25 protein-coding genes are annotated in these 23,150 nt (G+C 64.3%); 7 read left to right on the plus strand and 18 right to left on the minus strand.

Annotation, left to right across the window (positions count from 1 at the left end; all coding sequences use genetic code 11):
* Positions 1-55 precede the first annotated feature (55 nt).
* From tolB to AC0WRY_RS30040, 6 genes are all read right to left on the minus strand, one after another.
* Entirely contained in the window at positions 56-1,405 is a 1,350-nt protein-coding gene (gene tolB / locus AC0WRY_RS30015) for a Tol-Pal system beta propeller repeat protein TolB (protein WP_194408453.1), read from the minus strand.
* A 41-nt stretch (positions 1,406-1,446) separates the two neighbouring features.
* Positions 1,447-2,406 carry a protein TolA gene (locus AC0WRY_RS30020; RefSeq protein WP_211415961.1) on the minus strand — a complete coding sequence of 320 codons (960 nt, stop codon included), beginning with the start codon at positions 2,404-2,406 and terminating at the stop codon, positions 1,447-1,449.
* A 3-nt stretch (positions 2,407-2,409) separates the two neighbouring features.
* Positions 2,410-2,859 (minus strand): protein TolR, encoded by a 450-nt coding sequence (gene tolR, locus AC0WRY_RS30025; protein WP_212067408.1) that lies wholly within the window; start codon positions 2,857-2,859, stop codon positions 2,410-2,412.
* Between the two features lie 43 nt (positions 2,860-2,902).
* Complete coding sequence (tolQ, locus tag AC0WRY_RS30030; RefSeq protein ID WP_018641591.1) at positions 2,903-3,619, minus strand: protein TolQ; 717 nt, start codon at positions 3,617-3,619, stop codon at positions 2,903-2,905.
* Between the two features lie 543 nt (positions 3,620-4,162).
* Positions 4,163-4,414, minus strand: coding sequence for a hypothetical protein (locus AC0WRY_RS30035; RefSeq protein WP_491122170.1), 252 nt, complete (start codon positions 4,412-4,414; stop codon positions 4,163-4,165).
* A gap of 128 nt (positions 4,415-4,542) precedes the next feature.
* On the minus strand, positions 4,543-5,310 hold the full coding sequence (locus AC0WRY_RS30040; RefSeq protein WP_491122171.1) for a serine acetyltransferase domain-containing protein: 768 nt from the start codon (positions 5,308-5,310) through the stop codon (positions 4,543-4,545).
* A gap of 319 nt (positions 5,311-5,629) precedes the next feature.
* Here AC0WRY_RS30040 and AC0WRY_RS30045 point away from each other — a divergent pair, with 319 nt between their 5' ends.
* The gene (locus AC0WRY_RS30045) at positions 5,630-6,790 is read left to right on the plus strand and encodes an acyl-CoA desaturase (RefSeq protein ID WP_491122172.1); all 1,161 of its coding nucleotides are present in this window, start codon (positions 5,630-5,632) and stop codon (positions 6,788-6,790) included.
* 88 nt (positions 6,791-6,878) lie between these two features.
* Here AC0WRY_RS30045 and AC0WRY_RS30050 read toward each other — a convergent pair whose 3' ends face one another.
* The 7 genes from AC0WRY_RS30050 to AC0WRY_RS30080 all read right to left on the minus strand — a co-directional run bounded on the left by AC0WRY_RS30050 (position 6,879) and on the right by AC0WRY_RS30080 (position 11,720).
* Complete coding sequence (locus tag AC0WRY_RS30050) at positions 6,879-7,580, minus strand: peptidoglycan-binding domain-containing protein (protein ID WP_491122173.1); 702 nt, start codon at positions 7,578-7,580, stop codon at positions 6,879-6,881.
* 105 nt (positions 7,581-7,685) lie between these two features.
* Positions 7,686-8,579, minus strand: coding sequence for a peptidoglycan-binding protein (locus AC0WRY_RS30055; RefSeq protein WP_285807927.1), 894 nt, complete (start codon positions 8,577-8,579; stop codon positions 7,686-7,688).
* A gap of 352 nt (positions 8,580-8,931) precedes the next feature.
* Positions 8,932-9,417: a DUF2852 domain-containing protein gene (locus AC0WRY_RS30060; protein ID WP_194404347.1), complete on the minus strand. Its 486-nt coding sequence runs from the start codon at positions 9,415-9,417 to the stop codon at positions 8,932-8,934.
* Positions 9,418-9,535: 118 nt separating this feature from the next.
* Positions 9,536-10,288 carry a TetR/AcrR family transcriptional regulator gene (locus tag AC0WRY_RS30065; protein WP_259216395.1) on the minus strand — a complete coding sequence of 251 codons (753 nt, stop codon included), beginning with the start codon at positions 10,286-10,288 and terminating at the stop codon, positions 9,536-9,538.
* A gap of 127 nt (positions 10,289-10,415) precedes the next feature.
* The gene (locus tag AC0WRY_RS30070) at positions 10,416-10,781 is read right to left on the minus strand and encodes a YciI family protein (RefSeq protein ID WP_211415955.1); all 366 of its coding nucleotides are present in this window, start codon (positions 10,779-10,781) and stop codon (positions 10,416-10,418) included.
* 59 nt (positions 10,782-10,840) lie between these two features.
* Entirely contained in the window at positions 10,841-11,245 is a 405-nt protein-coding gene (locus tag AC0WRY_RS30075; protein ID WP_212067415.1) for a YciI family protein, read from the minus strand.
* Positions 11,246-11,354: 109 nt separating this feature from the next.
* On the minus strand, positions 11,355-11,720 hold the full coding sequence (locus tag AC0WRY_RS30080) for a nuclear transport factor 2 family protein (RefSeq protein ID WP_491122174.1): 366 nt from the start codon (positions 11,718-11,720) through the stop codon (positions 11,355-11,357).
* A 313-nt stretch (positions 11,721-12,033) separates the two neighbouring features.
* Between AC0WRY_RS30080 and AC0WRY_RS30085 the strand changes: the two genes are divergently transcribed.
* The 4 genes from AC0WRY_RS30085 to AC0WRY_RS30100 all read left to right on the plus strand — a co-directional run bounded on the left by AC0WRY_RS30085 (position 12,034) and on the right by AC0WRY_RS30100 (position 16,134).
* Positions 12,034-13,698: a methyl-accepting chemotaxis protein gene (locus AC0WRY_RS30085; protein WP_491122175.1), complete on the plus strand. Its 1,665-nt coding sequence runs from the start codon at positions 12,034-12,036 to the stop codon at positions 13,696-13,698.
* A 189-nt stretch (positions 13,699-13,887) separates the two neighbouring features.
* Entirely contained in the window at positions 13,888-14,676 is a 789-nt protein-coding gene (locus tag AC0WRY_RS30090; RefSeq protein WP_211415953.1) for an SDR family NAD(P)-dependent oxidoreductase, read from the plus strand.
* 113 nt (positions 14,677-14,789) lie between these two features.
* Positions 14,790-15,224 (plus strand): hypothetical protein, encoded by a 435-nt coding sequence (locus tag AC0WRY_RS30095; protein ID WP_212067419.1) that lies wholly within the window; start codon positions 14,790-14,792, stop codon positions 15,222-15,224.
* Between the two features lie 538 nt (positions 15,225-15,762).
* On the plus strand, positions 15,763-16,134 hold the full coding sequence (locus tag AC0WRY_RS30100; RefSeq protein WP_491123517.1) for a hypothetical protein: 372 nt from the start codon (positions 15,763-15,765) through the stop codon (positions 16,132-16,134).
* Between the two features lie 121 nt (positions 16,135-16,255).
* On the opposite strand, the gene AC0WRY_RS30105 is transcribed toward AC0WRY_RS30100, so the two are convergent.
* The 4 genes from AC0WRY_RS30105 to AC0WRY_RS30120 form a co-directional block, all read right to left on the minus strand.
* The gene (locus AC0WRY_RS30105; protein WP_491122176.1) at positions 16,256-16,669 is read right to left on the minus strand and encodes a VOC family protein; all 414 of its coding nucleotides are present in this window, start codon (positions 16,667-16,669) and stop codon (positions 16,256-16,258) included.
* A gap of 30 nt (positions 16,670-16,699) precedes the next feature.
* The gene (locus tag AC0WRY_RS30110; protein ID WP_483071134.1) at positions 16,700-17,239 is read right to left on the minus strand and encodes an SRPBCC family protein; all 540 of its coding nucleotides are present in this window, start codon (positions 17,237-17,239) and stop codon (positions 16,700-16,702) included.
* Between the two features lie 183 nt (positions 17,240-17,422).
* A complete protein-coding gene (locus AC0WRY_RS30115) occupies positions 17,423-18,709 on the minus strand; it encodes an RNA polymerase sigma factor (RefSeq protein ID WP_491122177.1) in 1,287 nt (428 codons plus the stop codon).
* A complete protein-coding gene (locus AC0WRY_RS30120; protein ID WP_194404359.1) occupies positions 18,706-19,074 on the minus strand; it encodes a YciI family protein in 369 nt (122 codons plus the stop codon). The genes AC0WRY_RS30115 and AC0WRY_RS30120 overlap by 4 nt, the downstream gene beginning before the upstream one ends.
* Before the next feature lie 141 nt (positions 19,075-19,215).
* Between AC0WRY_RS30120 and AC0WRY_RS30125 the strand changes: the two genes are divergently transcribed.
* Together AC0WRY_RS30125 and AC0WRY_RS30130 are read left to right on the plus strand one after the other, a co-directional pair.
* On the plus strand, positions 19,216-20,181 hold the full coding sequence (locus AC0WRY_RS30125) for a 2-hydroxyacid dehydrogenase (protein ID WP_491122178.1): 966 nt from the start codon (positions 19,216-19,218) through the stop codon (positions 20,179-20,181).
* 167 nt (positions 20,182-20,348) lie between these two features.
* A complete protein-coding gene (locus AC0WRY_RS30130) occupies positions 20,349-22,316 on the plus strand; it encodes a methyl-accepting chemotaxis protein (protein ID WP_491122179.1) in 1,968 nt (655 codons plus the stop codon).
* Between the two features lie 172 nt (positions 22,317-22,488).
* On the opposite strand, the gene AC0WRY_RS30135 is transcribed toward AC0WRY_RS30130, so the two are convergent.
* Positions 22,489-23,133 carry a TetR/AcrR family transcriptional regulator gene (locus AC0WRY_RS30135; RefSeq protein ID WP_491122180.1) on the minus strand — a complete coding sequence of 215 codons (645 nt, stop codon included), beginning with the start codon at positions 23,131-23,133 and terminating at the stop codon, positions 22,489-22,491.
* Between the last annotated feature and the right edge of the window lie 17 nt (positions 23,134-23,150).

Raw genomic sequence — 23,150 nt, forward strand, 5'->3', positions numbered from 1 at the left:
GCCAAGAATCGATGCACTTTTCTTCGAAGAAATCGCGCGTTGCGAACGCGCGAGTCTATTGACCTGCCGTCGAGGACAACAGCGGCGACCAGGCCGGGTCTGAGGCGAAGCCCGGCGTCGGCACCTTGAGCTCGTTGCGACCGGAGATGTCGACGCTGTACAGCGACGGCCCGCCATTGCCGCCGGGATCGCGGAAGAACATCAGCACGCGGCCGTTCGGCGAGAAGGTCGGACCTTCATTGTGGAAGCCGGAGGTGAGCAGCCGCTCGCCAGAGCCATCAGGCTTCATGACGCCGATCGAGAACTGCCCGCCGCCTTGCCGGGTGAAGGCGATGTAATCGCCCTTCGGCGACCACACCGGGGTCGAATAGCTGGCGTTGGTGTCGTCCTTGGAGAACGAGATGCGCTGCGCCTGCCCCCCGCCCGCCGCCATCACGTAGATCTGCGACCGGCCGCCGCGATCGGACTCGAAACAGATGCGGGTGCCGTCCGGCGAGTAGGACGGCGAGGTGTCGATCGCCGGCGTGTCGGTGAGGCGCGTGGTCGAGCGCGAGCGCAAATCCATCACGAACAGGTTGGAATTGCCGCCCTGCTGCAGGCTCATGATGACGCGCTGGCCGTCCGGCGAGAAGCGCGGCGCAAAGGTCATGCCGGGGAAGTTGCCGACGATCTCGCGCTGGCCGGTCTCGATGTTGAACAGATAGACTTTCGGATCGCCCTGGCCGAACTCCATGTAGGTGATCTCTTGCGAGTTCGGCGAGAAGCGCGGCGTCAGCACGAGATCGGAGCCGCGGGTCAAATAGCGCACATTGGCGCCGTCCTGGTCCATCATCGCGAGCCGCTTGACGCGGCGCTCCTTCGGGCCGCTTTCGTCCACGAACACCACGCGGCTGTCGAAATAACCCTTCTCGCCGGTCATCCGCTCGTAGATCTGGTCGGAGATGATGTGGGCGATCCGGCGCCAATATTCCGGCGAGGTGAAATATTGCTGGCCGGCGAGTTGCTGGCCGGTGACGACGTCCCAGAGACGGAATTCGGCCTTGAGCCTGCCGTCCGGCTGGCGCGTCATCCGGCCTGTGACCAACGCCTGTGCGTTGATGGTCTTCCAGTTCTGGAATTGCGGCGCGACGTCGATGTTGCTGATGCGCTCGATGAAGGCGGCCTGGTCGATCGGCGCGAACAGGCCCGAGCGTTTCAGGTTGTTGGTGATGACCTGTGTGACGCCATTGCCAACGTCGCCGTCGGAGGGCGAGCCCGGCACAAAGCCGGAGATCGCGATCGGGATTGGCTGGAATTCGGTTGGATCGATGCGAAGGCGCCCCTGCTGGGTCTGGCCAAAAGCATGCCCGCCCCCGAGCATCGCGAGCGTCGACCCCGTCAGGGTCATGAAGCGGCGGCGGTTCATCGATCGGACGTCATTCATTGCAAAATTCTTTTGTTCGGATGTCACAACATATCTTTCAGGCCGAAAGTCATCGGGATGAGCTTCCAGCTGTCGTACTGCTGCTTCGGCAGGAACGAATAGACCTGGCACTGCACGATGGCGCGCTTGGCGCTCTCGGCGACCGCCTGGGCGATCGACCGCGAGGGCCCTCGCACCGCGACGATGATGGGCTCGGAGGCGAGCGAGCCATCGACCTTCATGGGAATGTCGATGTCGGCTTCGTAGAGATTGGCGTCCTGCCCATTATAGGTCGGCGTGAAGCAGCGCTTGACGGCGCCCTGGAAGGCGCCTTGCCAGGTCGCAACGTTGTTGGCGGAAGTCCCTGTCGCTGCCCCCAGCGAGGCTGACGCATTCAGCGCCGAGCCGGTCTGCTCGTGCCGGGTCGCAGCGCGCTTGTCGAGATCGCGCTGGATCTGCGCGGGATCGAAGCTGCGTTCCTTGGGCTTCGGCTGCTGCTGCGGCTGCACCGCCGCGACCTTCTGCTCCACGGGCTTCGGCGGCGGCTTCTTCGTCTCCAGCTTCTTCTGCAATTCGGCGATCGGATCTTCCTTGGCCGGGTCAGGCTTCTTTTCCTGCGGCTTCGGCTCTTCCTTCGGCTTCGCCTCAGCCACGGGCTTCGGCGGCTCGGGCTTCTTCTCCACCGGCTTCTCGACGGGCTTCGGCGGCGGCTCCGGCTGCGAATTGGTCTTGATCAGCTCTTTCTTCTCGGTGACCTTGCCGACCGCGTCTTCCTCGGGCTTCGGCTCCGCGATCTTCTCGACCTTCGGCTTGGGCTCTTCCTTCTTGCCGGTCTTCTGTCCCGCCATCATCTTGGCGAGCTGATCGGTGGAGATGATGTCGACCGGCAGCGACTCTTCCGGCGCGATGTAGGCCTTGCTGCTGAAGGTGACGAGCCCCCATCCCAGCACGAGGACGTGGAGGGCAATCGACGCAACGAGTGTCTTGTCGACGTTCACCTTCACGGCTTACCCCTGATCCGCTTCCGTGACGAGGGCGAGCTTCTTGAAACCGGCGCCGGACAGCAGGCCCATCACCTTGGCCACCGTGCCGTAATCCGCCTTCTTGTCGGCGCGCAGATAGATGCGCTCCTCGAGCCCGCCGCGCGCGTCCGTGATCGCCTTCAGCTTGGGTATCAGTTCGTTGATCGCGATCTCGGCATCGTTGATGAACACCTTGCCCTTGATGTCGACCGACATCTGGATCGGCTTCTGGTCGTTGTTTTCGAGGCTCTTGGCCCGGGTCTGCGGCAGGTCGAGCGGCACGCCGACCGTCAGCATCGGCGCCGACACCATGAAGATGATGAGCAGCACCAGCATCACGTCGACCATCGGCGTGACGTTGATCTCGGCCACGACCGGCTTGCGCCGGCCTCGGCGCCCGCCGCCGCCGGACGAACTCGCAACGTTCATCGCCATGATCGCGTGCCCAAATTGCCCTTCACACTATACATGCCGCCCGTCAGCCCCGCTCGTCGATCTGACGCGACAGAATGGCGGAAAATTCATCAGCGAAGCCCTCCAGCCGCTGGGCCTGCCGGTTCACCTCGGACGTGAACTTATTGTAGAAGATAGTGGCAGGAATGGCGGCGATAAGGCCGACGGCGGTCGCAAACAGCGCCTCCGCGATGCCAGGCGCCACCACCGCCAGAGAGGTATTTTTCGACGCCGCGATCGACTGGAAGCTCGACATGATGCCCCAGACCGTGCCGAACAGGCCGACGAAGGGGCCGGCGGAGCCGACCGTCGCGAGCACCAGCAGGCGGCGCTCCAGCCGCTCGACCTCGCGCGCGATCGAGACGTTCATGACCTTGTCGATGCGCATCTGCAGGCCCGCGACCGAGCGGGCGTGGCTCTCGAACGAGCGCTTCCACTCGCGCATCGCCGCGACGAAACAGGCCGCCATCGAGTGCGTCGGCTTGGCGGAGAGCGTGCGATAGAGCTCCTCGATCGACTCGCCGGACCAGAACGCCTGCTCGAACCGGTCCATCGAGCGGCGGGTGCGGGCAAACAGGAAGATCTTGTCGATGGCGATCGCCCAGACCCAGACCGAGCAGGACAGAAGTCCCAGCATCACCGCTTTCACGATCCAGTGAGCCTGCCAGAACAGCGCGATCAGCGACACGTCCGCGGAAGCGGCAACCGGAAGGGCTGACTGAGCCACGTCGGCCGGATTCATAAGCAGTATCCTCTCAAGGCGATCGTTACCCGATGTGCCGGCCAGCAAATGGCTGCCGGTTCCCCAATGGGCCGCGTCAGAACCGGCGCGGCCGGCAAGCCCGCTCAAAGCCTTGTCTTTCTGGGGTGCAGGGGCTCATCCAAAGCGGCCGTCTGCATTCCCTGCCAAGATGTCAAAACTATGGGCCTTTGGCCCCGGGCCTTGACGGGGCTCGGCTGCGGGCTTTGGGCGCGACTGTCCGCCCTTACCAGAGCCCGGCGTTGGTTAATGCCGGGTTACCAGAGGTGAATTAGGCCGCGGGAAAGGTAGGCGGCGCAGGCGGTTGGGGGTGGTGGGCAGGCCAGGCCCGTGTCCCGGTTCGACCCGAGGAACCACGCCCCACCCTGGAAAATTGTCCCGAAAATCACTTTCCGCCAATCGCGGCGACGTGGCCCGGGGTTACAGGCGGCGCCGCCGGCGCAGGCTGAACGCATACAGCCAGCCGCCAGCGGCGATCGCCACGGGCAGACCGAAGAGGGTGAAATCGCGCAGCAGGGTCACGGGTCAAGACCCCGCTTCGGCGAATGAGACCGCACGCCTGAGCGCGAAGGCGGCGAGTTGATAGAGGGCGCCGCTGAGAAAGAGGTGCCAGGCACCGCCGTCTACGAACTCCTGATAAGTTTTGACCTCTGTCGGCCATCCATTGAGGAATGCAAGCGCGAGCGGCAGCCAGCACCCGAACCGCTCGAACAGATCTGAGGCACGCGCGAACAGAGCGATGCGCTGCCTGGTCTCCTTGCATTCAGCAATGGTCATGGCCCTACCCGTCGGCACAGGCGAAAAAGCCGCCGTTGCGGCTTGGTCGGATCTCGTCGCGACGAGGTTCTATGGGGCGCACGTTTTCAGACGGGCACCGGGACCGCGACGTCGCCATTGGAGGCGTGTCAGGCCGCCGAGGCGGGCTCGGGGCAGTTGGTCAATCGCGCGGGATTTCCGACCGCGGTGCAGCCGCCGGGAACATCGGAGATCACGACTGTATCGGCGCCGATCCTGGCGAAGTCACCGACCCGGATATCGCCCAGAATGGTCGCGCCGGCGCCGATGAAGACATGGCGGCCGATGCGCGGCGAGCGCGGCGGCAGCTCGTGGCTGCGGCCGATGCTGACATTCTGCAGGATCGTGACCTCGTCGCCGATCACGACATCGGCGCCGATCACGATGCCCGTGGCGTGATCGAGATAGACGGACGAGCCGATGCTGGCGGCCGGATGAATGCTGACCTGCAGGACGTTCGACGCCTCGTTCTGAAACAAGAGCGCGGCATCGCGCTGGTCATGGCGCCAGAGCCAGTTCGAGACGCGCCAGGCTTGCAGCGCGACATAGCCCTTGAAATGCAGCAGCGGCGCCAACAGGCCGCTGATGGCGGGATCGCTGCGCACGATGGCCTGCAAGTCGCGGCCCGCAGCTTCGATAAGTTCCGGCGAGGCGTGAAACGCGTTGCGGGCAAACGCTGCGAAGCGCGCCTGCTCGGCGAGGTTGCCGCCAAGCCTGCGCCCGATCAGATCGGCCAGAGCCGCGGCAAGACTCTCATGCGCGAGGACGGTCTCGGCCAGCGACCTGCCGAAGACGGGATCGGATGCAACCGCACGCTGCGCCTCGTCGCGAATCTTCTGCCAGAGGCGATCTTTCGTCGCGGTCACAGCTGGCGTCATCGCCGCCTCCGGTGCTTGGGTACTTGCTTCACATCTCGAAATATAGGCCGTAGGCAGCCCGCTCGCCACGCCGCGAGCACGGCGCGCGACCCGAGCACCATGCCGCAGCTCCCCGTGAGGCTACGAGCTTGCATGCCAGGCATCCACGCCCATATAGTCCGTCGAATGTCCGGCCGACGCTGCTTTGGCCGGGACGCCCACGTCAAGCAGCTGGTTCAACCCCGCGGTGGTCCGCCATCCGCGGGTTTTTCGTACCCGGCGGCTCGCAGTGCTGCCGACACGAATTCCGGATCCCCGTTACCTGAGGTCACGCCAAGACATGTCGCCCAACGCGCCCGCCGACGACCACCACGACGACGTCATGTACCCCTCCGCCATACCGTTCGTGCTGGTTCATCTCGGCTGCTTTGCCGCCATCTGGACAGGCGTCACCTGGCAAGCCCTGGCGATCTGCGCTTCACTGTATGTCGTGCGCATGTTTGCCATCGGGGCAGGCTACCACCGCTATTTCTCGCATAAGGCTTTTGCCACCGGCCGGGTGTTTCAGTTCGTTCTGGCCTGCCTTGCGCAGAGCACTGCCCAGAAGAGCGTGTTGTGGTGGGCCGCCAAGCATCGCCACCATCATCTGCATTCCGACACCGAGCTGGACGTGCATTCGCCGCGTCAACGCGGCTTCCTGTACAGCCATGTCGGCTGGATCTTCTATCGCGAGCACGATGCGACCGACCTCGTGAAGGTCGGCGATCTCACGGCCTATCCGGAGCTGTTGTGGCTGCATCGGCTGGAGCTGCTGCCGGCCTTCGTGCTTGCAGGACTCTGCTTCCTGGTTGGGGGATGGTCGGGCCTGGTGGTCGGCTTCCTGTGGAGCACGGTGCTGGTCTATCACGCGACCTTCTGCATCAATTCGCTCGCCCACGTTCACGGGCGCAAGCGCTATGTGACCGGCGATGATTCCCGCAACAACTGGCTGCTCGCGCTCCTCACCATGGGCGAGGGCTGGCACAACAATCATCACGCCTACCAGAGCAGCGTGCGACAGGGCTTTCGCTGGTGGGAGATCGACGTCACCTATTACGTCCTGACAATGCTGTCGTGGTTCGGAATCGTCTGGGACATGAAGGCACCGCCCGAACAGGTGCTACGCAACGAGCAGCCGCTCGGCGCCCGGGTGATCAACCGCGCCGCCCGCGAGCTGGCCGGACGGTTCGATGCACAGGCTCTCGCGCACGCGATCTCGTCGGCGCTGCACCGGGCCGACCTCGCCCAGCAATTGCCGACGCTGCACGACATCCTCAATCGTGCGCATGACGGGGTGGACGCGCTGACCCACCTGCATCTGCCGAAGATACCGACCCGCGAAGAGTTTCTCACGGAGGCCAAGGCGATCTTCGCGCGGACGCGATCGCTCAACGAGATCGTGGATCACGCCTACGAGCACTTCCTGGCTTCGGTTCGGTCGCAGCTCGTGACAGTGCGCTGAACCGTTTCTCAGGTGAAGCAGCTCGGTGCCGGTGCTGCTGCCGGCGCGTGCGTCGTACGCGCCGGCAACTGAAAGAACTGCGCCAACCCTAGAGCTCGACCTTCAACCGCTTTGCCGTCTGAGGCCCGACCTGGCCGTCGACGACGAGTCCCTTGGTCGCCTGAAACGCCGCGACCGCCGCCACCGTCAGGTCGTTGTATTCACCGCCGATCGGCCCCGGATTGAACCCCAGCTCCTTCAGGGCGCGCTGAATATCGCGAACCACGGACGCCTTCATGCCCGGGCGCCCGAGCGCATAGAGCTGGGTCGGCTCGGCCACATCGAGATCTTCACCGGCCTCCCCGTATGTGAAGTTTGGGAGAAAGACGCCCGTATCCCAATTCCGGCCCGACACCTTGCCGCGACGGACGCCATAGGCCGTGCCCATCGCCTCGACGGTGCCTCCCTCGCCGTCACATACGACGATGTGTCCCATCATGCCGGGCCCGGGCGGGTAGCGAAGCAGAATGCCTCCGACCGTTGCCGCGGCCTGCTGCCACGGAACACGCTTTCCGAGTCTCTGCGAATCGCTCTTCCAGGCGCCGGTGTAGGCCTCGACCGTTGCGGGATTGCCGTTGTCGTCGACGCAGCCGTACAGGGATCCGCCGACCTGATACACCAGCCAGGACATGAACTCCGCACAGTCCCATGGACCGTGCCAGTTCTTGTTGTTCTTCGGCACGCAGACGTTGACGTATTTCTCGCCGATGCGGGACTCGGCCAGCTTCAGCATCTTTTCGCCGTCGGTCATGCTATTTCCCTTCTGCGTGATCAAATTCGCTAAATTCGGCCCTCAATATCGAGACATCCATCTGCGAAGCTCCGGCGAAGCTCGCACGTCAAAGGCGACGAGCGCTCAAGCGCGCTCTGAAGCAGTCCTCGCGTTCAAGCGGAGCTTCAGCGCCGCCAGCGTGACCATGCCGGCATTTCCATCGACCGGTATCTTGGCCTGGCGTTGAAACCACGTGACGGCCTTCTCGGTGGCAGGACCATATCGTCCGTCCACGACAAGCGCCGGGTCGGCGCCAAGATCGTTCAGGGCCTCCTGAAGCTCGCGCGTTTCATCCGAAGTAGCCGCGGCTTTCCAGGCCACCTGGTTGGCGCCGCTCTTGCCGATTGCGCTCCACACGGTTTCGAACAGCTCCGTGCGACCGCTGAGGCCGTTGTAGCCGCCGTTGATGATGCGCGTGATCGTGCGGATATCGTTCTGATCCGCGTAGGCGTTCAGTCCTCCCTCGTTCCATTCGTGAAGCGCGGGAAGGAGAGATGCTTCGGGTGCGACGATCAGGTCCGGATCATTGTAGAAATCCACGCCTGCAAGTTTGCCCATGCGCAGATAGTTGGCGCCGCCCGTCGTCTGCATCAGGCCGCCGCCGCGATATTTGTACCCGTCTCCGGGCTTGGTGTTGCCGAGCTCCTTCGCCTTCTTTGGATTCCCCAGCCCGTAGACGCGCTCGGCCAGAGCGCGATCATTGTTGAGATATTGATCGACCTCGTCGGAGCGGATGGCCGCGGTGTGATTGCCGACGCCGAAAATCTCGAGGAGGCGCGCTGCCGTCTTGTATTTGAGGTTCTCGAACAGGACCGTACCGCGGCCCGTCTCGTAGAGCGCCTGGGCGAGGAAGTGCGAGATGCGCAGGGGTGTGTTGATCTTGAAGCGGTCGAAGATGTCGTCGCCGTCTTCAAAGGCCTTGAGATAATTGGGATAGCAGCGAGGGGCCACTTTCCGAACGATCGATACGATCCGCACGAAAATACTCCCGAAATATTCAGCCAAATATCATCGCATGAAACGCCCCGAGGTTACGCGTGGCACCCTCTGGTTGCAAGAGCTGATTCAATTTCGGGGCGAGCCGGATCGCCGCAGTCGGCAGCATGAGAGGTGGTTGCCCGGCCAATGACTACGGTTGCTGTCGCGCGCAACTACAACCCGCCGTCCGGATGTCGTCCGAACTCCGCCCCTCCTCTTCGCGCGCGGAGAATCGAAAGCAGATCCTCAAAACCAAACCGCCCGCCTGCGGGTTGCGCAGACGGGCGGCTCGGGGCCATCAGGACTTTGGGGGCATGCGCCTGAAGGCTTTGAGAGATGTCAGGCTTGAAGGTCAGCCCTGCTGCTGATCGGTCGGCGGCGGGGTCGGACGCGTCTTGTGCTGCGCCATGAACTGGTCGAACTCTTCCTTGTCCTTGGCGTGACGCAGACGATCGAGGAAGTTCCTGAACTCGACCTGCTCCTCTTCGAGGCGCTGCAGCGTCTCAGAGCGGTATTCGTCGAAGGCGCGATTGCCGGAGGACGGCGGGCCGAAGCCAAAGCCGAAGCCGCGGCGCTCCATGCGGCCGCGCATGCGGTCCATCTTGTACTGCATCTTTTCCATCTTGTTCTGCCAGCGATCCTGGTGGCTCCAGCACGACATTCTTCTGCTCCCGAGTGTGAAAAAGAGAAGGGCAAGTCCGATCGGCCACCAGATGATGAAGCCGAGGATGGTCACGGCGATCCAGCCGGGATGCCAGGGCGTATCGAGCATATGGGGGCGCTCGTAGTTTTGGTCCGAAGGGCCGCGCCAGCGATTGACATCAGCGGTGTAGGCCATTTCCTTCTCCATGACGGCATCAGCCGTTGTGAATGTAAATAACATTTACATAGCTAGACCATCCCGCGATTTTGTCAAGCTGGCTGCAAGACACGCCCGCGTGATGATCTGCGTAATTTTATTTCGGCTTGCCCCAAGGACCGCCTGGCGAGCCGCCGGGCGGCACGCCTGAACCGGAGGACGCCTCCGGTGGCACCGGCGGCGGCTCGGCGCTCTTGGCTGGCGGACGGCGATCGGTCGGGAAGCCGAGACCGCGCAGATAGATCAACACCTCGGCTTCGAGCAACTCGTCCGGCGACATCGGCAGTTTTCGTCGCGCGGCGTCGCCACGGGAGAACAGCGAGGCGACGCCGTGCGCCATCGACCAGATGTGCAGGGCCATCATCATCGCCGGCGGTCGGGGCATGCCGGGCGGCGCCAGCGCCGCGAGCCGCTCGGCCGCGGCGCGAATGATGTTGAAAGCGCGCTCGCTCGCGGCCTGCAGCGCCGGATTGGCATCGACCGGCAAACCGGACTCGAACATCGCGTTGTAGAAGGCGGGCTCCTCACGGGCGAAAGCAAGATAGGCCCTGCCGACGCGCTCGAATGCGGTGACCGTGTCGGGCCGCCCGTCGTCCCAGGCCGCGGTCAGGCGCGCCTCGAACTGCTCGAAACCGCGCTGGGCGATCGAGGACAACAGCTCGTCGCGGTCTCGGAAATGCCGATAGGGCGCCGCGGCGCTGACGCCGGCCATGCGCGCGGCATCGGCGAAGGTGAAGCCGGCCGCCCCCTTCTCGGCGATCAGCCCGAGAGCGGCCTGCAGAAGTGCTTCCTTCAGATTGCCGTGATGATAGCCGCGCTCGGCGCGGCGCTGCTCCTTGCGCCAGCTCATGTGAACGACTTTTACATGAGCCGGCGGTGAAGGTCACTAGCGGGAATCGGGGGTAATTAACCCCGTGCTTCCACGGCGATGCCGGGCCGGAGCGACGACATCGCCCGGAATTGGGCCTCGTCCGCAGCTACATCTGCGGAATCGGCAGCACGGGCATGACTTCGATCGCCTCGCCCGGGAAGATGGCAAAATGCGGATGGTTCTCGAACAGTTTTGCGGCTTCCTCCTGCGAGGCGGCGCGTACCACCGTGAAGCCGGTCAGCGCATTGCTGATCTCGGAGATGCCGCGGCCGTCGATCCTGCGGGTCTTGCCGAGCGGGCCGCCCAGCTCGACGATGACATCCTTGTGCTTCTCGACCCAGCCGTGCCAGGCGGCCATGCCCTCGCGCTCCTTTGCCTTCCGCTCCGCCTCGGGCATCGCATGCCAGGCCTTCATCTTCTCGCCACTCATGCTGCCGAGGTAAATGGCGAGGAATCTGTGTTCGGTGCTCATCGGTCTCTCCCTTGTTGATATCGTGATGACGGCCGCGATCTCGTCGCGGCCAATGCGGGCTATGTCTTCAGGTCGCCAAAACCGGCGGCAGCGGCCTGCACGTCAGGCGGAAAGTCGGCCATCTCCTGCACCTGCCGGATCTCGATGATTTCGTTCGGCGAGGCCGGGCACCGCTTTGCCCAGGCGATCGCCTCGGCCCGCGAGGCCACCTCGATCATCCAATACCCGCCGAGGACTTCCTTGGCCTCGGCGAACGGGCCGTCGGTGACAATGGGCTCGCCGGTCGCAAACGAAACCCGCGCGCCCATCGACGGCGGATGCAGACCGTCGAGCGTGATCAACACGCCGGCGTCCTTCAGCGCCTCATTGTAGCGCATCATCGCCGCGACCCGCTCGGGATCGAGCTGCACGTCCGGCGGCGCGGTCTCGTAACCGAGCGGGATCATCAGCATCATGAATCGCATGGAGTTCCTCGTTGTTCGTCCTGCCGGGCTGCCGCCCGGGTCGCGCTCGCCTTCAAGACGAACGGCCCCTCGTGGAACCGACACGAGAGTGAAATTATTTCGAGGAGCCTCAACGCGGCTGCGGCAGGAACCGACCGTCCTTTCGGGCAGCGCCGAAATAGACCTCAATGCGCCGGATCTTGCCGGATGCGAAGGTGAAGAACTCCGTGTTGCGAAAACTCCGGCCATCCGTCGCAAGGCAGAGATAAGTGACGAAGGCCTCCTCGCCCCGGACGAAGATGCGCTCGATGTCATGGCGCGCGATCCAGCCGCTGTCGCCCCAGCAGCGCTCGAAATAGGTCGCCTTGTCGAGGTCGTCGTCAAACGGGCTGGTGAAGCGGAAATCGTCGGCCAACGCGTCGGCAACCCGCGGCCGGTCGTTGGCGAGATAGGCGGCGAAGAGGTCTCGGATCAGGCGTTCATGGACGTCGGGCATCAATCGTCTCCGCAGACAAACATCCTATAAAGACGGTTCACGCCTGAGCCTGCCGACACAGCCGGCCGTGCGCGGTTACGCGACGCGAAAAATATTTCGCCTGGGCCTCCGTAAAAGTGCGGGTCCGAGTTATGAGCTCCGCCGTGCATACAGATCAAAAACACCCGTTAGTTGAAGGAGTTGGACCGACGCACATCGAATTGCGGAACCGGCGGAGGATTGAGCATGGTTTACAGATGATCAAGAAGAGCCTGCAACTTTCAGTTCGGGATAACGGTATTGCCGATTCGTTTCTGAGCATTGCGGAGCCAACGTGTTTAATTTCCAGAGCAAGAAGATCAGACATGCGATCGCGGAGGTCGAGGCACTCGACCGGTCACAGGCCGTGATCGAATTCGGTCTCGACGGCACCATCCTCGATGCCAATGAGAACCTGCTCAAGATCAGCGGCTACACGCTGGCCGAGATCAAGGGCAAGCATCACAGCATCTTCGTCAGCCCGGCCGAGCGCGACAGCGCGCGCTACCGCGACTTCTGGGCCAGCCTGAACCGCGGCGAATTCCAGACCACGCAATACAAGCGTTTCGGCAAGGGCGGCAAGGAGGTCTGGATCCACGCCTCCTATGCGCCGCTGCGCGACGAGAACGGCAAGGTCATCAGCTTCATCAAGTTCGCCACCGACATCACGGCGTACAAGATCAAGACCATGGAGGATTCCGGCAAGATCGCCGCGATCAATCGCGCCCAGGCCGTGATCGAGTTCAACATGGACGGCACCATCGTCACCGCCAACGAGAATTTCCTTGCCGCGATGGGCTACTCGCTCGACGAGATCAAGGGCAAGCATCACAGCATGTTCGTGACGCCCGAGGACCGCGCGAGTGCGGCCTATGCCGCGTTCTGGGCCAAGCTGAACCGCGGCGAGTTCGAGGCGGCCGAATACAAGCGGCTGGGCAAGGGCGGCAAGGAGATCTGGATCATCGCCACCTACAATCCGATCCTCGACGAAACCGGCAAGCCGTTCAAGGTTGTGAAGTTCGCGACCGACGTCACCGCGCAGAAGATGAAGGCGGCCGACAATGACGGCCAGCTCGCCGCAATTCAGAAATCGCAAGCGGTGATCGAGTTCAACATGGACGGCACGATCCGCACCGCCAACGAGAACTTCCTGAAGGCGATGGGCTATGCGCTGGCCGAGATCAAGGGCCAGCACCACGCGATGTTCGTCGAGCCAAACGAGAAGAACTCGGCCGCCTACCGCCAGTTCTGGGAGACGCTCAACCGCGGCGAATACCAGGCCGCCGAATACAAGCGGATCGCAAAGGGCGGCCGCGAGATCTGGATCCAGGCGTCATACAATCCGATCTTCGACCTCAACGGCAAGCCCTACAAGGTGGTGAAATACGCCACCGACATCACCGCGCAGGCGATCGGCCGCAAGAAGGCCGACAATGCCCGCGGACTGATCGAGGCGGTTGCCGCCGGCAGCGAGCAGATGAGCGCCTCGATCCGCGAAATCTCCGAGACCATGGCGAAGTCGCGGGAGACCTCCAAGGTCGCGACAACGAGGGTCGAATCGGCGGACACCCAGGCGCAGAAACTGGCCACGGCTGCGCACGCCATGAGCGGCATCGTCGACATGATTTCGGGCATCACCAGCCAGATCAACCTGCTCGCACTCAACGCCACGATCGAATCGGCGCGAGCGGGCGAAGCCGGGCGCGGCTTTGCAGTGGTCGCTTCCGAGGTGAAGAACCTCGCCGGCCAGGCCAAGCGCGCGACCGACACGATCACCTCCGAGATCGACGCGCTGAACACCATCTCCGGCGACGTCGCGAGCTCGCTCAGCGCGATCAAGGTTGCGATCGCCGGTGTCAACGAGTTCATCGCCTCCACCGCCGCCGCGGTCGAGGAGCAGAGCATCGTGACCTCCGACATGTCGGCCAACATGCAGCGCGCCTCGGCAGAGCTGTCATAGGGCGTCGTCTCCGCCGTTTTTAGTCCTGTCCTCCTTCGGGGGCCTCTGAAGAAGTGGCCACCGCAAGGGGACGGTTCAAGCGAGCGCGCGTCGCTCCAGCGGCATAAGCTCTTCCTCATCGATACCGAAGCACAGTAAAAGGAGCGGCTGCTCACGCGCGCCCGCATTTCGACACAGGACGAATCGCCCATGCCCGCCTCCCCGCAAAAAGTCGCCCTCGTCACCGGAGCCGCGCGCGGCATCGGACTTGCGACCGCGAAGAAGTTCCTGGCCGAGGGCTGGCGTGTGGCGCTGCTCGACATCGAGGGCGAGTTGCTCGGCCGGGCGGTCGCCGGGATCGACCAAAACGAGGTGACGCTGGCGCTGACCTGCGACGTCTCCGACGCAGCTGCCGTGAGCGATGCGATGACGACGATCGAGCGCCGGTTCGGCCGGTTGGATGCGCTGGTCAACAATGCCGGCATTGCCGTGTTCGCACCGCTGATGGAGACATCCGAGACCGATTGGCGCCGCGTGCTCGAGGTCAATCTCACCGGCCCCTTCCTCTGCACCAAGGCGGCCGTGCCCTTGATGCGCGAGGGCCATGGCGGCGCCATCGTCAACATCACCTCGATCTCGGCGGTGCGCGCCTCGACGCTGCGCTCGGCCTACGGCACCAGCAAGGCCGGACTCGCACACCTGACCAAGCAGCTCGCGGTCGAGCTCGCCTCTCTCAACATCCGCGTCAACGCGGTCGCGCCGGGGCCGGTCGACACCGCGATGGCCAAGCAGGTGCACACCAAGGAGATCCGCGCGGACTATCACGACGCCATCCCGCTCAACCGTTACGGCCTGGAGGAGGAACTCGCGGAAGCGATCTACTTCCTGTGCTCGGCAAATGCGAGCTACATCACCGGCCAAATTTTGGCCGTTGATGGCGGCTTCGATGCGGCCGGGATCGGCCTGCCGACGCTGCGCGGTCAAAGACGGAACGGGTAGGTACGAAAATTGTAAGGTAGGTAACGGCGCGTGAGCGCCGTATCCACCACGTGACATTGGTGGACACGGCGCGCTTTGCCCACCCTTACGAAACCGAGCTTGTGGAGTGCTCCATGCGACGCGCTTTCGTCAAAGCCCTGATGCTCGCATCGGCACTTCTTGCGATTTCGCCGGCCGCCGCCGAAATCCGCATCATCCAATCTCCGGGCGGACAGGTCGGACCGTTCCTCGATTTGTTCGAGAAGGTGCGCGAGAGCGGCGAGCGCGTCGTGATCGACGGTCCCTGCCTGTCTGCCTGCACGCTGGTGCTGAGCATCGTGCCGGAGGAACGCATCTGCGTCACCAAGCGCGCCGTGCTGGGCTTCCACGCAGCACGTTCGGTGGACCGGCGCGGGCGCTTTTATGCCGAGCCGGAAGCATCGGTCGCTGTGCTTGCCGCCTATCCCGGCCCGGTCCGCGACTGGATCAGCCGCCGCGGTGGCCTCACCTCGCGGCTGCTCCTGCTCAAGGGGCGTGATCTCGCCGCGATCTATCCGCGCTGCCGCTGACGAATGTGGCAACCGCGCCGCATGTGACGTGAACGAGTTATGTGAACCGCGTCACACCAATGGCATTTGGCTTGGCTGGCGCGAGGCCATACGGCAGGTTCCCTGTGCTCGCACCGAATGTGCGCACCGGGTCTGCTACGCCATCACGCTTGGCTGCCTTCAATAAAGAGTCTGGATCACCGGCCCCAGCTTCATGCTGACGCAGATAAGCATCCCCCACAGGGCAAAATTGATCTGTAGCGCCGCCGCCATCGGTCGCTCCCCTTCCACGAGTGACGTCCACCCCAGCTTTTTAGATTTTATGAGTCACCAATAGCGATTCTGACGTGCACATCACAGCCCAATATTGCGTCAATTGTTGTGCGATGCAGTCCGCGCGGTTTCACGAAGCGGCCTCACTGCTCCCGCAAAGTGATGCGACTCGTTGAGTTCATTCCGCGGCCATGCCGGCCAACTCGTTTGCCTTAAGTTCCATTTCACCGACGCGATGCGAGTTCCCTGTGCGGAGCGTGCGCATTGCGCGAACTTTGGGTCCGGCATGCTGCGACACGGCTTCATCTTGCTCACCTTCTGCACAGCGCTGCTCGGATGTGCAGTCGCACCGGCGCAAGAGCGACGTCCGATCGCGTGGGATGGCCTGGGCCAAGACCCCAACAAGAGCGCCGCCAACAAGAGCCGCCCTCATAGCGCGAAGCGGCAAGCAGCGAGTCCCGCGCCTGCGGCGAGCGATCCAAATCAGGAACGGGAACGCGTGCTCGGCACCTTGCGGCCCTACTCCGAGGCGTGGTGGGCGGTCCACAACGAGATTGAAGCGGAGAACGACAGGCAGCTCGGCACCAAACTCGTCATCTGCCCTCGCTGCGTGCAACCCTCGCCGCAAGGCGAGGAGGTGACCGGATCAATCCGGTAAAAGGGAATCGGCCGATCGGCGCGTGACGGAACGACGCTTGCGTCCTGTGACGGCTCCCCTGTGTCCCCTCTCCCGCAGCATTTGGAGAGAGGGGATTTTCCAACTCAATCAAACATTGGCGTCACATGCCTTCCGCCGGACAGTTCACCATCCAGGGAATGCCGAACTTGTCGACGCACATGCCGAAGCCCTTGGCCCAGAAGGTCTTGCTGAACGGCATGGTGACACTGCCACCGTCGGCGAGCGCGTTGAACTTGCGCTCGCCATCGGCGGGATCCTTGACCGTGAGCGAGATCGAGAAGCCCTGCGGCTTGTGAAAATGCTCCGGCGGAGCGTCGGAGGCCATCAGCACGCTGCCGTCGGGCAGCGACATCCGCGCATGCATGATCGTCTTCTCGCGGCCGGGCGCGGCGGGCATGTCCGGCGGTGCGTCCGAGGCGCGCATCATCGCATCGATCTTGCCGCCGAGAACCTTGGCGTAGAAGTTGAACGCGGCTTCGCAATTGTCCTGATAGAACAGATAGGCATTGAGCATCGTTTCTCTCCTCTTCGTTTGCAGTGAGGTTTATTGTTTCTCGGCCAGCTTCTTGAGGCTGCCGAGACCGGCCTCGAAATCCTTGCCGATCATGCTGTCCATGTTGATGAACACCTGCATGATCTTGGACATGAACGGAGCCGGACCGTACATCGCCCATGTGACCAGAGTGGCATCGCCTTGCGGCACAAAGGTGAACTCGGCGGTGTTGTGACCTTCGAAAGGCCGCTCGAAATCGAGCTGGATGCGAAGCTTGGACGGCCCGTTCGCCTCGAGGATCTCCATGCGGCCGGCGCCGACATTGTTGTTGCCGTCCCAGGCATAGGTCGCGCCCTTGCCTTCCTCAGGGCCACCGAAGCTGCGCTTCATGGCGGGATCGCGGTTCTCATAGGGGGACCAGCCGGTCCAGCGGTGGAAATCGGCAACCTGCGGGTAGATCGCACCGGCCGGCGCCTTCACCGCGAGGCTGCGCTCGACCCGGAAGGTGTCGGGTTTTGTCAATGCGAAGACGAGGACGCCCGCGATTCCGACCGCGAGCACGATGGCGATGATGGCAATGGCTTTCAGCATGGATGGCTCCGTGGATACGGGCAAAGGACGAAGCGGGAGGGCTGGAGCCGACAATTGATGGAATGTTTTTTGATCGTCATTCCGGGACGATCCGAAGGACCAGACCGGTGCGCAATTACGCCCCTGAGAATCTCGAGATTCCGGGTCCGATGCTTCGCATCGCCTTGGAATGACGAGGCGCCCCTATTTCGCCTTCGCAGTTTCCTTTGCCTTCGGCTGGCTGTCCCGGATCAGGCGATCGAGATGCATGCGGATATGGGCGGCTTCCGCGGATGTGTTGGCCAGGGCAATGGCGCGATCGAAGGCGATGCGGGCTTCGTCGTTGCGGCCGAGCTGCATCAGGAAGGCGCCGCGTACGCCGTAGAAATGGAAGTAATTGGCGAGCTTGGGGGCCAGCGGCTCGATCAAATCGAGCGCGGCTTGCGGCCCCCGCACCTTGGAGACCGCGACCGCGCGGTTGAGTGTGACCACCGGCGAGGGCTGCACGACCTCGAGCGCGCCGTACAGCAGGTCAATCTGCGCCCAGTCGGTCTCTTCGGGTGCGGACGCGCGGGCATGCAGCGCGGCGATCGCAGCCTGGATCTGGTACGGCCCGCTGCGGCGATGGCGCATCGCCTTGTCGATCAAGGCAAGCCCCTCCGCGATCATGGTCCCGTTCCACAGCGAACGGTCCTGATCGTCCAGCAGGATCAGCGAGCCGTCCGCGGCAAAGCGCGCGGCACTGCGTGCATGCTGCAGCAAGATGAGCGCGGTGAGCCCCATGATCTCCGGCTCGCTCGGAAACAGCCGCAGCAGCAGCCGTGCCAGCCGGATCGCCTCCTCGCAGAGCGGCTTGCGGATCTCCGCGGTGTCGCCGCTCGCCGAATAGCCCTCGTTGAAGATCAGATAGATCATTGCCGCGACACCGGCGAGCCGCTCGGAGCGCTCGACCGCGCCGGGCGCTTCGAACGGCGTCCCCGCCTCGGCGACCTTCGCCTTGGCACGGGTGATACGCTGCTCCATCGCCGCGTCCGAGACCAGGAAGGCGCGCGCGATCTGCTTCAAGGTCAGGCCCGAGACGATGCGCAGCGCCAGCGCGATCTGCTGCGTCGCCGGCAATTGCGGATGGCAGCAGATGAACATCAGCCGCAGGATGTCGTCGCGGTAGTGCGAACCGTCGAGCCGCTCGGCGAGCGCCCCCTCGGCGTCGTCGAGATCGGAGATCGCCTGGTCGTCCTCAGGGAGCGGCTGCTGCCTGCGCGTGCGCCGCACCTCGTCGATGGCGACGTTGCGGCCGACCATGATCAGCCAGGCGGCCGGATCGCGCGGCGGCCCATTCTGCGGCCAGGTCTTCAACGCGCGCAGGCACGCGTTCTGGAAGGCCTCCTCGGCCGTGTCGAGGTCGCGGAAATAGCGCAGCAGCGCGCCGACCGCCTGGGGGCGCGCCGAGGTCAGCGCAGTCTCGATCCAGGCGGTGTCGGCTTCGCTCACGTCGAAAGTCCTCCCGGCCTGAACACGCCCACGGGGCGCACCTCATAGGCGCCGCCGGGATTGACGGCGCCGAGATCGCGGGCGACGTCGAGGGCCTCGTCGAGATTCTTGCAATCGACGATGTAGAAGCCGAGCAACTGCTCCTTGGTCTCGGCATAGGGGCCGTCGAGCACCAGCGGCGGGTCTTCCTTGCGCAAGGTCGCCGCCGCCGTGGTCGGCAACAGCCGCGCCACCGGGCCGAGCCGGCCTTGTTGGGTGAGCTTCTCCTGCACCACGGCGAGCTTCTTCATCACGGCCTCGTCCTGCTCCTTGCTCCAGGAGCCGACGAAGTCCTCATCGTGATAGCAAAGGATGGCGTAAAGCATAGGCGACACTTTCCTCGTCTGTTCTAAAGACGCGCCAATATGCCCCGCTCCGACAGGACTGCGGAAAAAATTTGCAGGAAAAATCAGGCAGATCGTGCCAAGGAGGGCCTTCTCCAGCGGAACTTTGACGAGGCACTTCGCATGACCATGGGCACCCTGGCCGTCCTGATCAACAGCACGCAGCAGAACTGGTCGCCGGAGCGCTGGAAGGCCCGGTTCGACGCCGTCTGCGGCGACCGTCGCGTGGTGCTGCTGCCGGATATCGGGCTCGACCCGGCCGAGGTGCACTATGCCGCGGTGTGGAAGCCGGTGCCGGGCGCTCTCGGCGCGTTTCCCAATCTGCGGGCCATCTTCAATCTGGGCGCCGGCGTCGATGCGCTGATGGCGGACAAGAGCCTGCCTGACGTGCCGCTGGTCCGCGTCGCCGTGCCAGATCTCACCAACCGCATGACCGAATATGTCGTGCTGCACGTGCTGATGCACCACCGCCAGGAGCCCTATTTGCGGGCTTCGCAGCGCGCGAAGCGTTGGGAGCCGAAATATCAGTGGCCGGCGAGTGCCGTGACGGTCGGCATCATGGGACTGGGAACGCTGGGGGCCGATGCCGCCGACGTGCTGCGGCGGCTCGGCTTCCGTGTCGCCGGCTGGAGCCGCAGCCCCCGCACGATCGACGGCGTCGAATGCTTCCATGGCACCACGGGCATGGATGCGTTCCTGCGCAAGACCGACATCCTGGCCTGCCTGCTGCCGCTGACGCCGGAGACGCACGGCATCCTCAACCGCGACGTTTTCGCAAAGCTCAACCGCAACAGCCCGCTCGGCGCACCCGTGCTGATCAATGCCGGCCGCGGCGGCCTGCAGAACGAGGCCGACATCCTGGCCTGCCTCGACGACGGCACGCTGGGCGCCGCCTCGCTCGACGTCTTCGTGCAGGAGCCGCAGCCGCAGGACAGCCGGTTCTGGACCCACCCCAAGGTGGTGCTGACGCCACACAACGCAGCCGACACCGATGCGGACGCGATCTCGGCCTATGTCGCCGAGCAGATCGCACGGTTCGAGGCTGGCGGCGCGCTGGACAACGTGGTGGACCGGACGCGGGGGTATTAGGCTTTAGCTGACCGGAAGAGGCACGCGCGCCTCATGCCAGGTGGGTCAGACAGCCCTGCCCCGACCATCTCCCCCACAACCACTGCGCTCCGCCGGTATCCCGTTCACCCTCTCTTAGCGAGAACTTGATATGCGTTCTTAACCAACGGTCAACGAACGAGTCGGATATGCGCGCGAGCCTCGGCCTCAGGATGCGGATCACGGTCGCCCTCGCGGCGACGGCGGCGGCGACGGCCCTGTTTGCCGTGCTCGGGGCGATGTGGATCATCGCCGGGATCATCGACCGCGCCGACCAGCGCGAGCTGCGTAGCCATTATGATGCCCTGCTGTCGCGGATCGCGGAGGAGTCGCACCGCGCGGCCGCCATGAGCACGGTCGTGGCCGCGATGCCGGCGACGCAGGATGCGATGGCCAAGCAGGACCGCAACGCCCTGACCGCCTTGTTCGGGCCGGTCTTTGCCGCGACAAAATCGGAATACGGTGTCGAGCAGTTCCAGTTCCATACGGCGCCGGCGACCTCGTTCCTGCGCGTGCACCAGCCCGCGAAATTCGGCGACGACCTCTCCGGCTTCCGCAAGACCGTTCTGGTCGCCAACCAGGAGCACAAGGTCGTGGTCGGCCTCGAAGGCGGCGTCGCCGGGCTCGGCATCCGCGGCGTGGTGCCGATCGCGCAAGGGGGCAAGCAACTCGGCACCGTCGAATTCGGCCTGACCTTCGGCCAGTCCTTCCTCGACGATTTCAAGGCGAACCGCCACGTCGACATCGCCTTCCATCTGGCCGACGGCTCGGCCTTCAAGCTGTTCGGCGGCACGCTGAAGGGCAAGAGCTTCTTCGACGCGGCTGATTACGGCCGCGCCACCGCCGGCGACTTCACCGTGAGGCAGGCCAAGCTCGACAACATTCCGGTCGCCGCGCTGCTCGGGCCGATCAAGGATTTCTCCGGAAAGCCGCTCGGCGCCGTCGAGCTGGTGATGGACAATGCCGATTACGTAGCCTCGGCCGACCGCGCCTGGCTGCTTGCCTTCGGCATCGCCGCGCTCGGCCTCGTGCTGGCCGCGATCGTCGGCTATCTCATTGCCCGCAGCATCTCGCGTCCGATCCTCGCCATCACATCCGTCATGCGCGAGCTTGCGGACGGGCGCATCGACGTCGCCGTTCCCGCCAGCAAGGCGAATGACGAGGTCGGTGCGATGGTGAAGGCGGTCACGGTGTTCCGCGACAATGCCGTGAGATTCAACGAGCTCCAGGCCGAGCAGCTGGAAGCCAAGGCGAAGTCGGAGGCGGAGAAGCGGCGCGCCTTCGCCGCGCTTGCCGACAATTTCGAGGCCAGCATCCGCGACGTCGTCACCACGGTGTCCTCGGCCGCGGTCGAGATGGAGCATACGGCGCGCTCGATGTCGGCCATCGTCGAGCAGTCCAGGCAGCAGACGCGCGCGGTGTCGTCGGCCTCGACACTGGCCTCGGAGAACGTGCAGACCGTCGCCGCAGCGGCGGAGGAACTGTCCTCGTCGATGACCGAGATCAGCCGCCGCCTCGCCCACGCGACCGAGGTGGTCGGCAAGGCCGCCAACGACGGACGGCAGTCGAATGCACGCGTGCAGAGCCTGGCGGAAGCCGCACAGAAGATCGGCGACGTCGTCTCCTTCATCAACGGCATCGCCGGCCAGACCAACCTGCTCGCGCTGAACGCGACCATCGAAGCGGCGCGTGCGGGCGAAGCCGGCCGCGGCTTTGCCGTGGTCGCTTCCGAGGTCAAGGCGCTGGCGACGCAGACGGCGAAGGCGACCGAGGAGATCGGCGCACAGGTCACGGCCGTGCAGGGCGAGACGTCAGGCGCGGTCGACGGCATCCAGTCGATCTGCGCGACGATCCAGCAGGTCGACGAAATCTCCGCCGCGATTGCGGCTGCCGTCGGCCAGCAGGGCACGGCGACACAGGAGATCGCACAGAACGTCCAACAGGCCGCCGCCCGCACCGGCGAGGTCTCGCAAAACATCGCGGGCGTCACCGACGGCATCGCCGCCACCGGCACGGCGGCGGAGGAAGTGCTGGGTTCGGCGATCGAGCTGTCGAAACAGTCGCAGCGGCTGCGCGACGAGGTGGATCGCTTCCTCGGGCAGATCCGCGCGGCGTAGGGGACGAAACCAACGCGGCGACTTCAGTGTCGTCCCCGCGAACGCGGGGACCTATAACCACAGGGAGAAGTTGCGGCGCCAGGTGGCGACTCCGAGTCCTCGCCAAATGACTGCTGCGCCGTATGGGTCCCGGATCTGCGCTCCGCTTCGCTGCGCTTGTCCGGGACGACAGCTACTCCTTGGTCCCCACCATCACATCGATCGCGCCCTTGACGATTGCTTCCAGCTCGTTGCGGGGAACGCGGGCGCGCGAGCGGATGGCGATGGTGTGGACGGTGGCCGACGCGATCTGAGCCAGCACGAGCGGATCGGCGCTCTCCGGCAACTCGCCCTTCTCCTTGGCGCGGCGGAAGCAGCTCGCAAAGGCCTTGTCGAGTTCGCTGAGCCCGTCGAGCACCATGGCGCGGATCTCCGGATCACCAACGGCTTCCGACGCTGCGGTCACCACCGTGAAGCAGCCGCGCGGACCAGTCTCGCCGGACAGATAGATGCTCAGCGCCGAGGCGAAGATGCGCTCCAGCCGCTGGCGCACCGGCATCTCCTCGCGAAAGATCGCAGCCATGGAGGCCCGCGCTTCCTCGCGGTAGCGCTGATAGCTCTTGATGTAGAGCTCGCGCTTGTCCCCGAAGGCGCCATAGAGGCTCGGGCGGTTCATGCCGGTGGCCTGGCTGAGGTCGTCGAGCGAGGTCGCGGCAAAGCCCTGCCTGCGGAACAGGTCGAGCGCCTTGCCGAGCGCGACCTCCGGCTCGTAAGCGCGCGGCCGACCGCGGCGCTTGGGCTCATTGGCAGCAGTTGGCGGCTTCGGTTTTTGTACCATTTCGCAAAATAATCCTT

This window comes from Bradyrhizobium sp. T-12, assembly GCF_058314695.1.

Bases quoted from the DNA above. Each gene is read 5' to 3' on its own strand.
- AC0WRY_RS30060 (WP_194404347.1), bottom strand. From the start codon at position 9,417: ATGGCCTACACCGCTGATGTCAATCGCTGGCGCGGCCCTTCGGACCAA.
- AC0WRY_RS30050 (WP_491122173.1), bottom strand. From the start codon at position 7,580: ATGACCGACGGCGAAAAGATGCTGAAGCTGGCCGAGTCCCGCATCGGC.
- AC0WRY_RS30105 (WP_491122176.1), bottom strand. From the start codon at position 16,669: ATGCTCAATGCCTATCTGTTCTATCAGGACAATTGCGAAGCCGCGTTC.
- AC0WRY_RS30040 (WP_491122171.1), bottom strand. From the start codon at position 5,310: ATGACGCCAGCTGTGACCGCGACGAAAGATCGCCTCTGGCAGAAGATT.
- AC0WRY_RS30075 (WP_212067415.1), bottom strand. From the start codon at position 11,245: ATGCGATTCATGATGCTGATGATCCCGCTCGGTTACGAGACCGCGCCG.
- tolQ (WP_018641591.1), bottom strand. From the start codon at position 3,619: ATGAATCCGGCCGACGTGGCTCAGTCAGCCCTTCCGGTTGCCGCTTCC.
- AC0WRY_RS30110 (WP_483071134.1), bottom strand. From the start codon at position 17,239: ATGCTGAAAGCCATTGCCATCATCGCCATCGTGCTCGCGGTCGGAATC.
- tolB (WP_194408453.1), bottom strand. From the start codon at position 1,405: ATGAACCGCCGCCGCTTCATGACCCTGACGGGGTCGACGCTCGCGATG.
- AC0WRY_RS30065 (WP_259216395.1), bottom strand. From the start codon at position 10,288: ATGAGCTGGCGCAAGGAGCAGCGCCGCGCCGAGCGCGGCTATCATCAC.
- AC0WRY_RS30120 (WP_194404359.1), bottom strand. From the start codon at position 19,074: ATGCTTTACGCCATCCTTTGCTATCACGATGAGGACTTCGTCGGCTCC.
- AC0WRY_RS30045 (WP_491122172.1), top strand. From the start codon at position 5,630: ATGTCGCCCAACGCGCCCGCCGACGACCACCACGACGACGTCATGTAC.
- AC0WRY_RS30100 (WP_491123517.1), top strand. From the start codon at position 15,763: ATGCTGCGACACGGCTTCATCTTGCTCACCTTCTGCACAGCGCTGCTC.
- AC0WRY_RS30090 (WP_211415953.1), top strand. From the start codon at position 13,888: ATGCCCGCCTCCCCGCAAAAAGTCGCCCTCGTCACCGGAGCCGCGCGC.
- tolR (WP_212067408.1), bottom strand. From the start codon at position 2,859: ATGGCGATGAACGTTGCGAGTTCGTCCGGCGGCGGCGGGCGCCGAGGC.
- AC0WRY_RS30070 (WP_211415955.1), bottom strand. From the start codon at position 10,781: ATGAGCACCGAACACAGATTCCTCGCCATTTACCTCGGCAGCATGAGT.
- AC0WRY_RS30130 (WP_491122179.1), top strand. From the start codon at position 20,349: ATGCGCGCGAGCCTCGGCCTCAGGATGCGGATCACGGTCGCCCTCGCG.
- AC0WRY_RS30095 (WP_212067419.1), top strand. From the start codon at position 14,790: ATGCGACGCGCTTTCGTCAAAGCCCTGATGCTCGCATCGGCACTTCTT.
- AC0WRY_RS30080 (WP_491122174.1), bottom strand. From the start codon at position 11,720: ATGCCCGACGTCCATGAACGCCTGATCCGAGACCTCTTCGCCGCCTAT.
- AC0WRY_RS30135 (WP_491122180.1), bottom strand. From the start codon at position 23,133: ATGGTACAAAAACCGAAGCCGCCAACTGCTGCCAATGAGCCCAAGCGC.
- AC0WRY_RS30035 (WP_491122170.1), bottom strand. From the start codon at position 4,414: ATGACCATTGCTGAATGCAAGGAGACCAGGCAGCGCATCGCTCTGTTC.
- AC0WRY_RS30125 (WP_491122178.1), top strand. From the start codon at position 19,216: ATGACCATGGGCACCCTGGCCGTCCTGATCAACAGCACGCAGCAGAAC.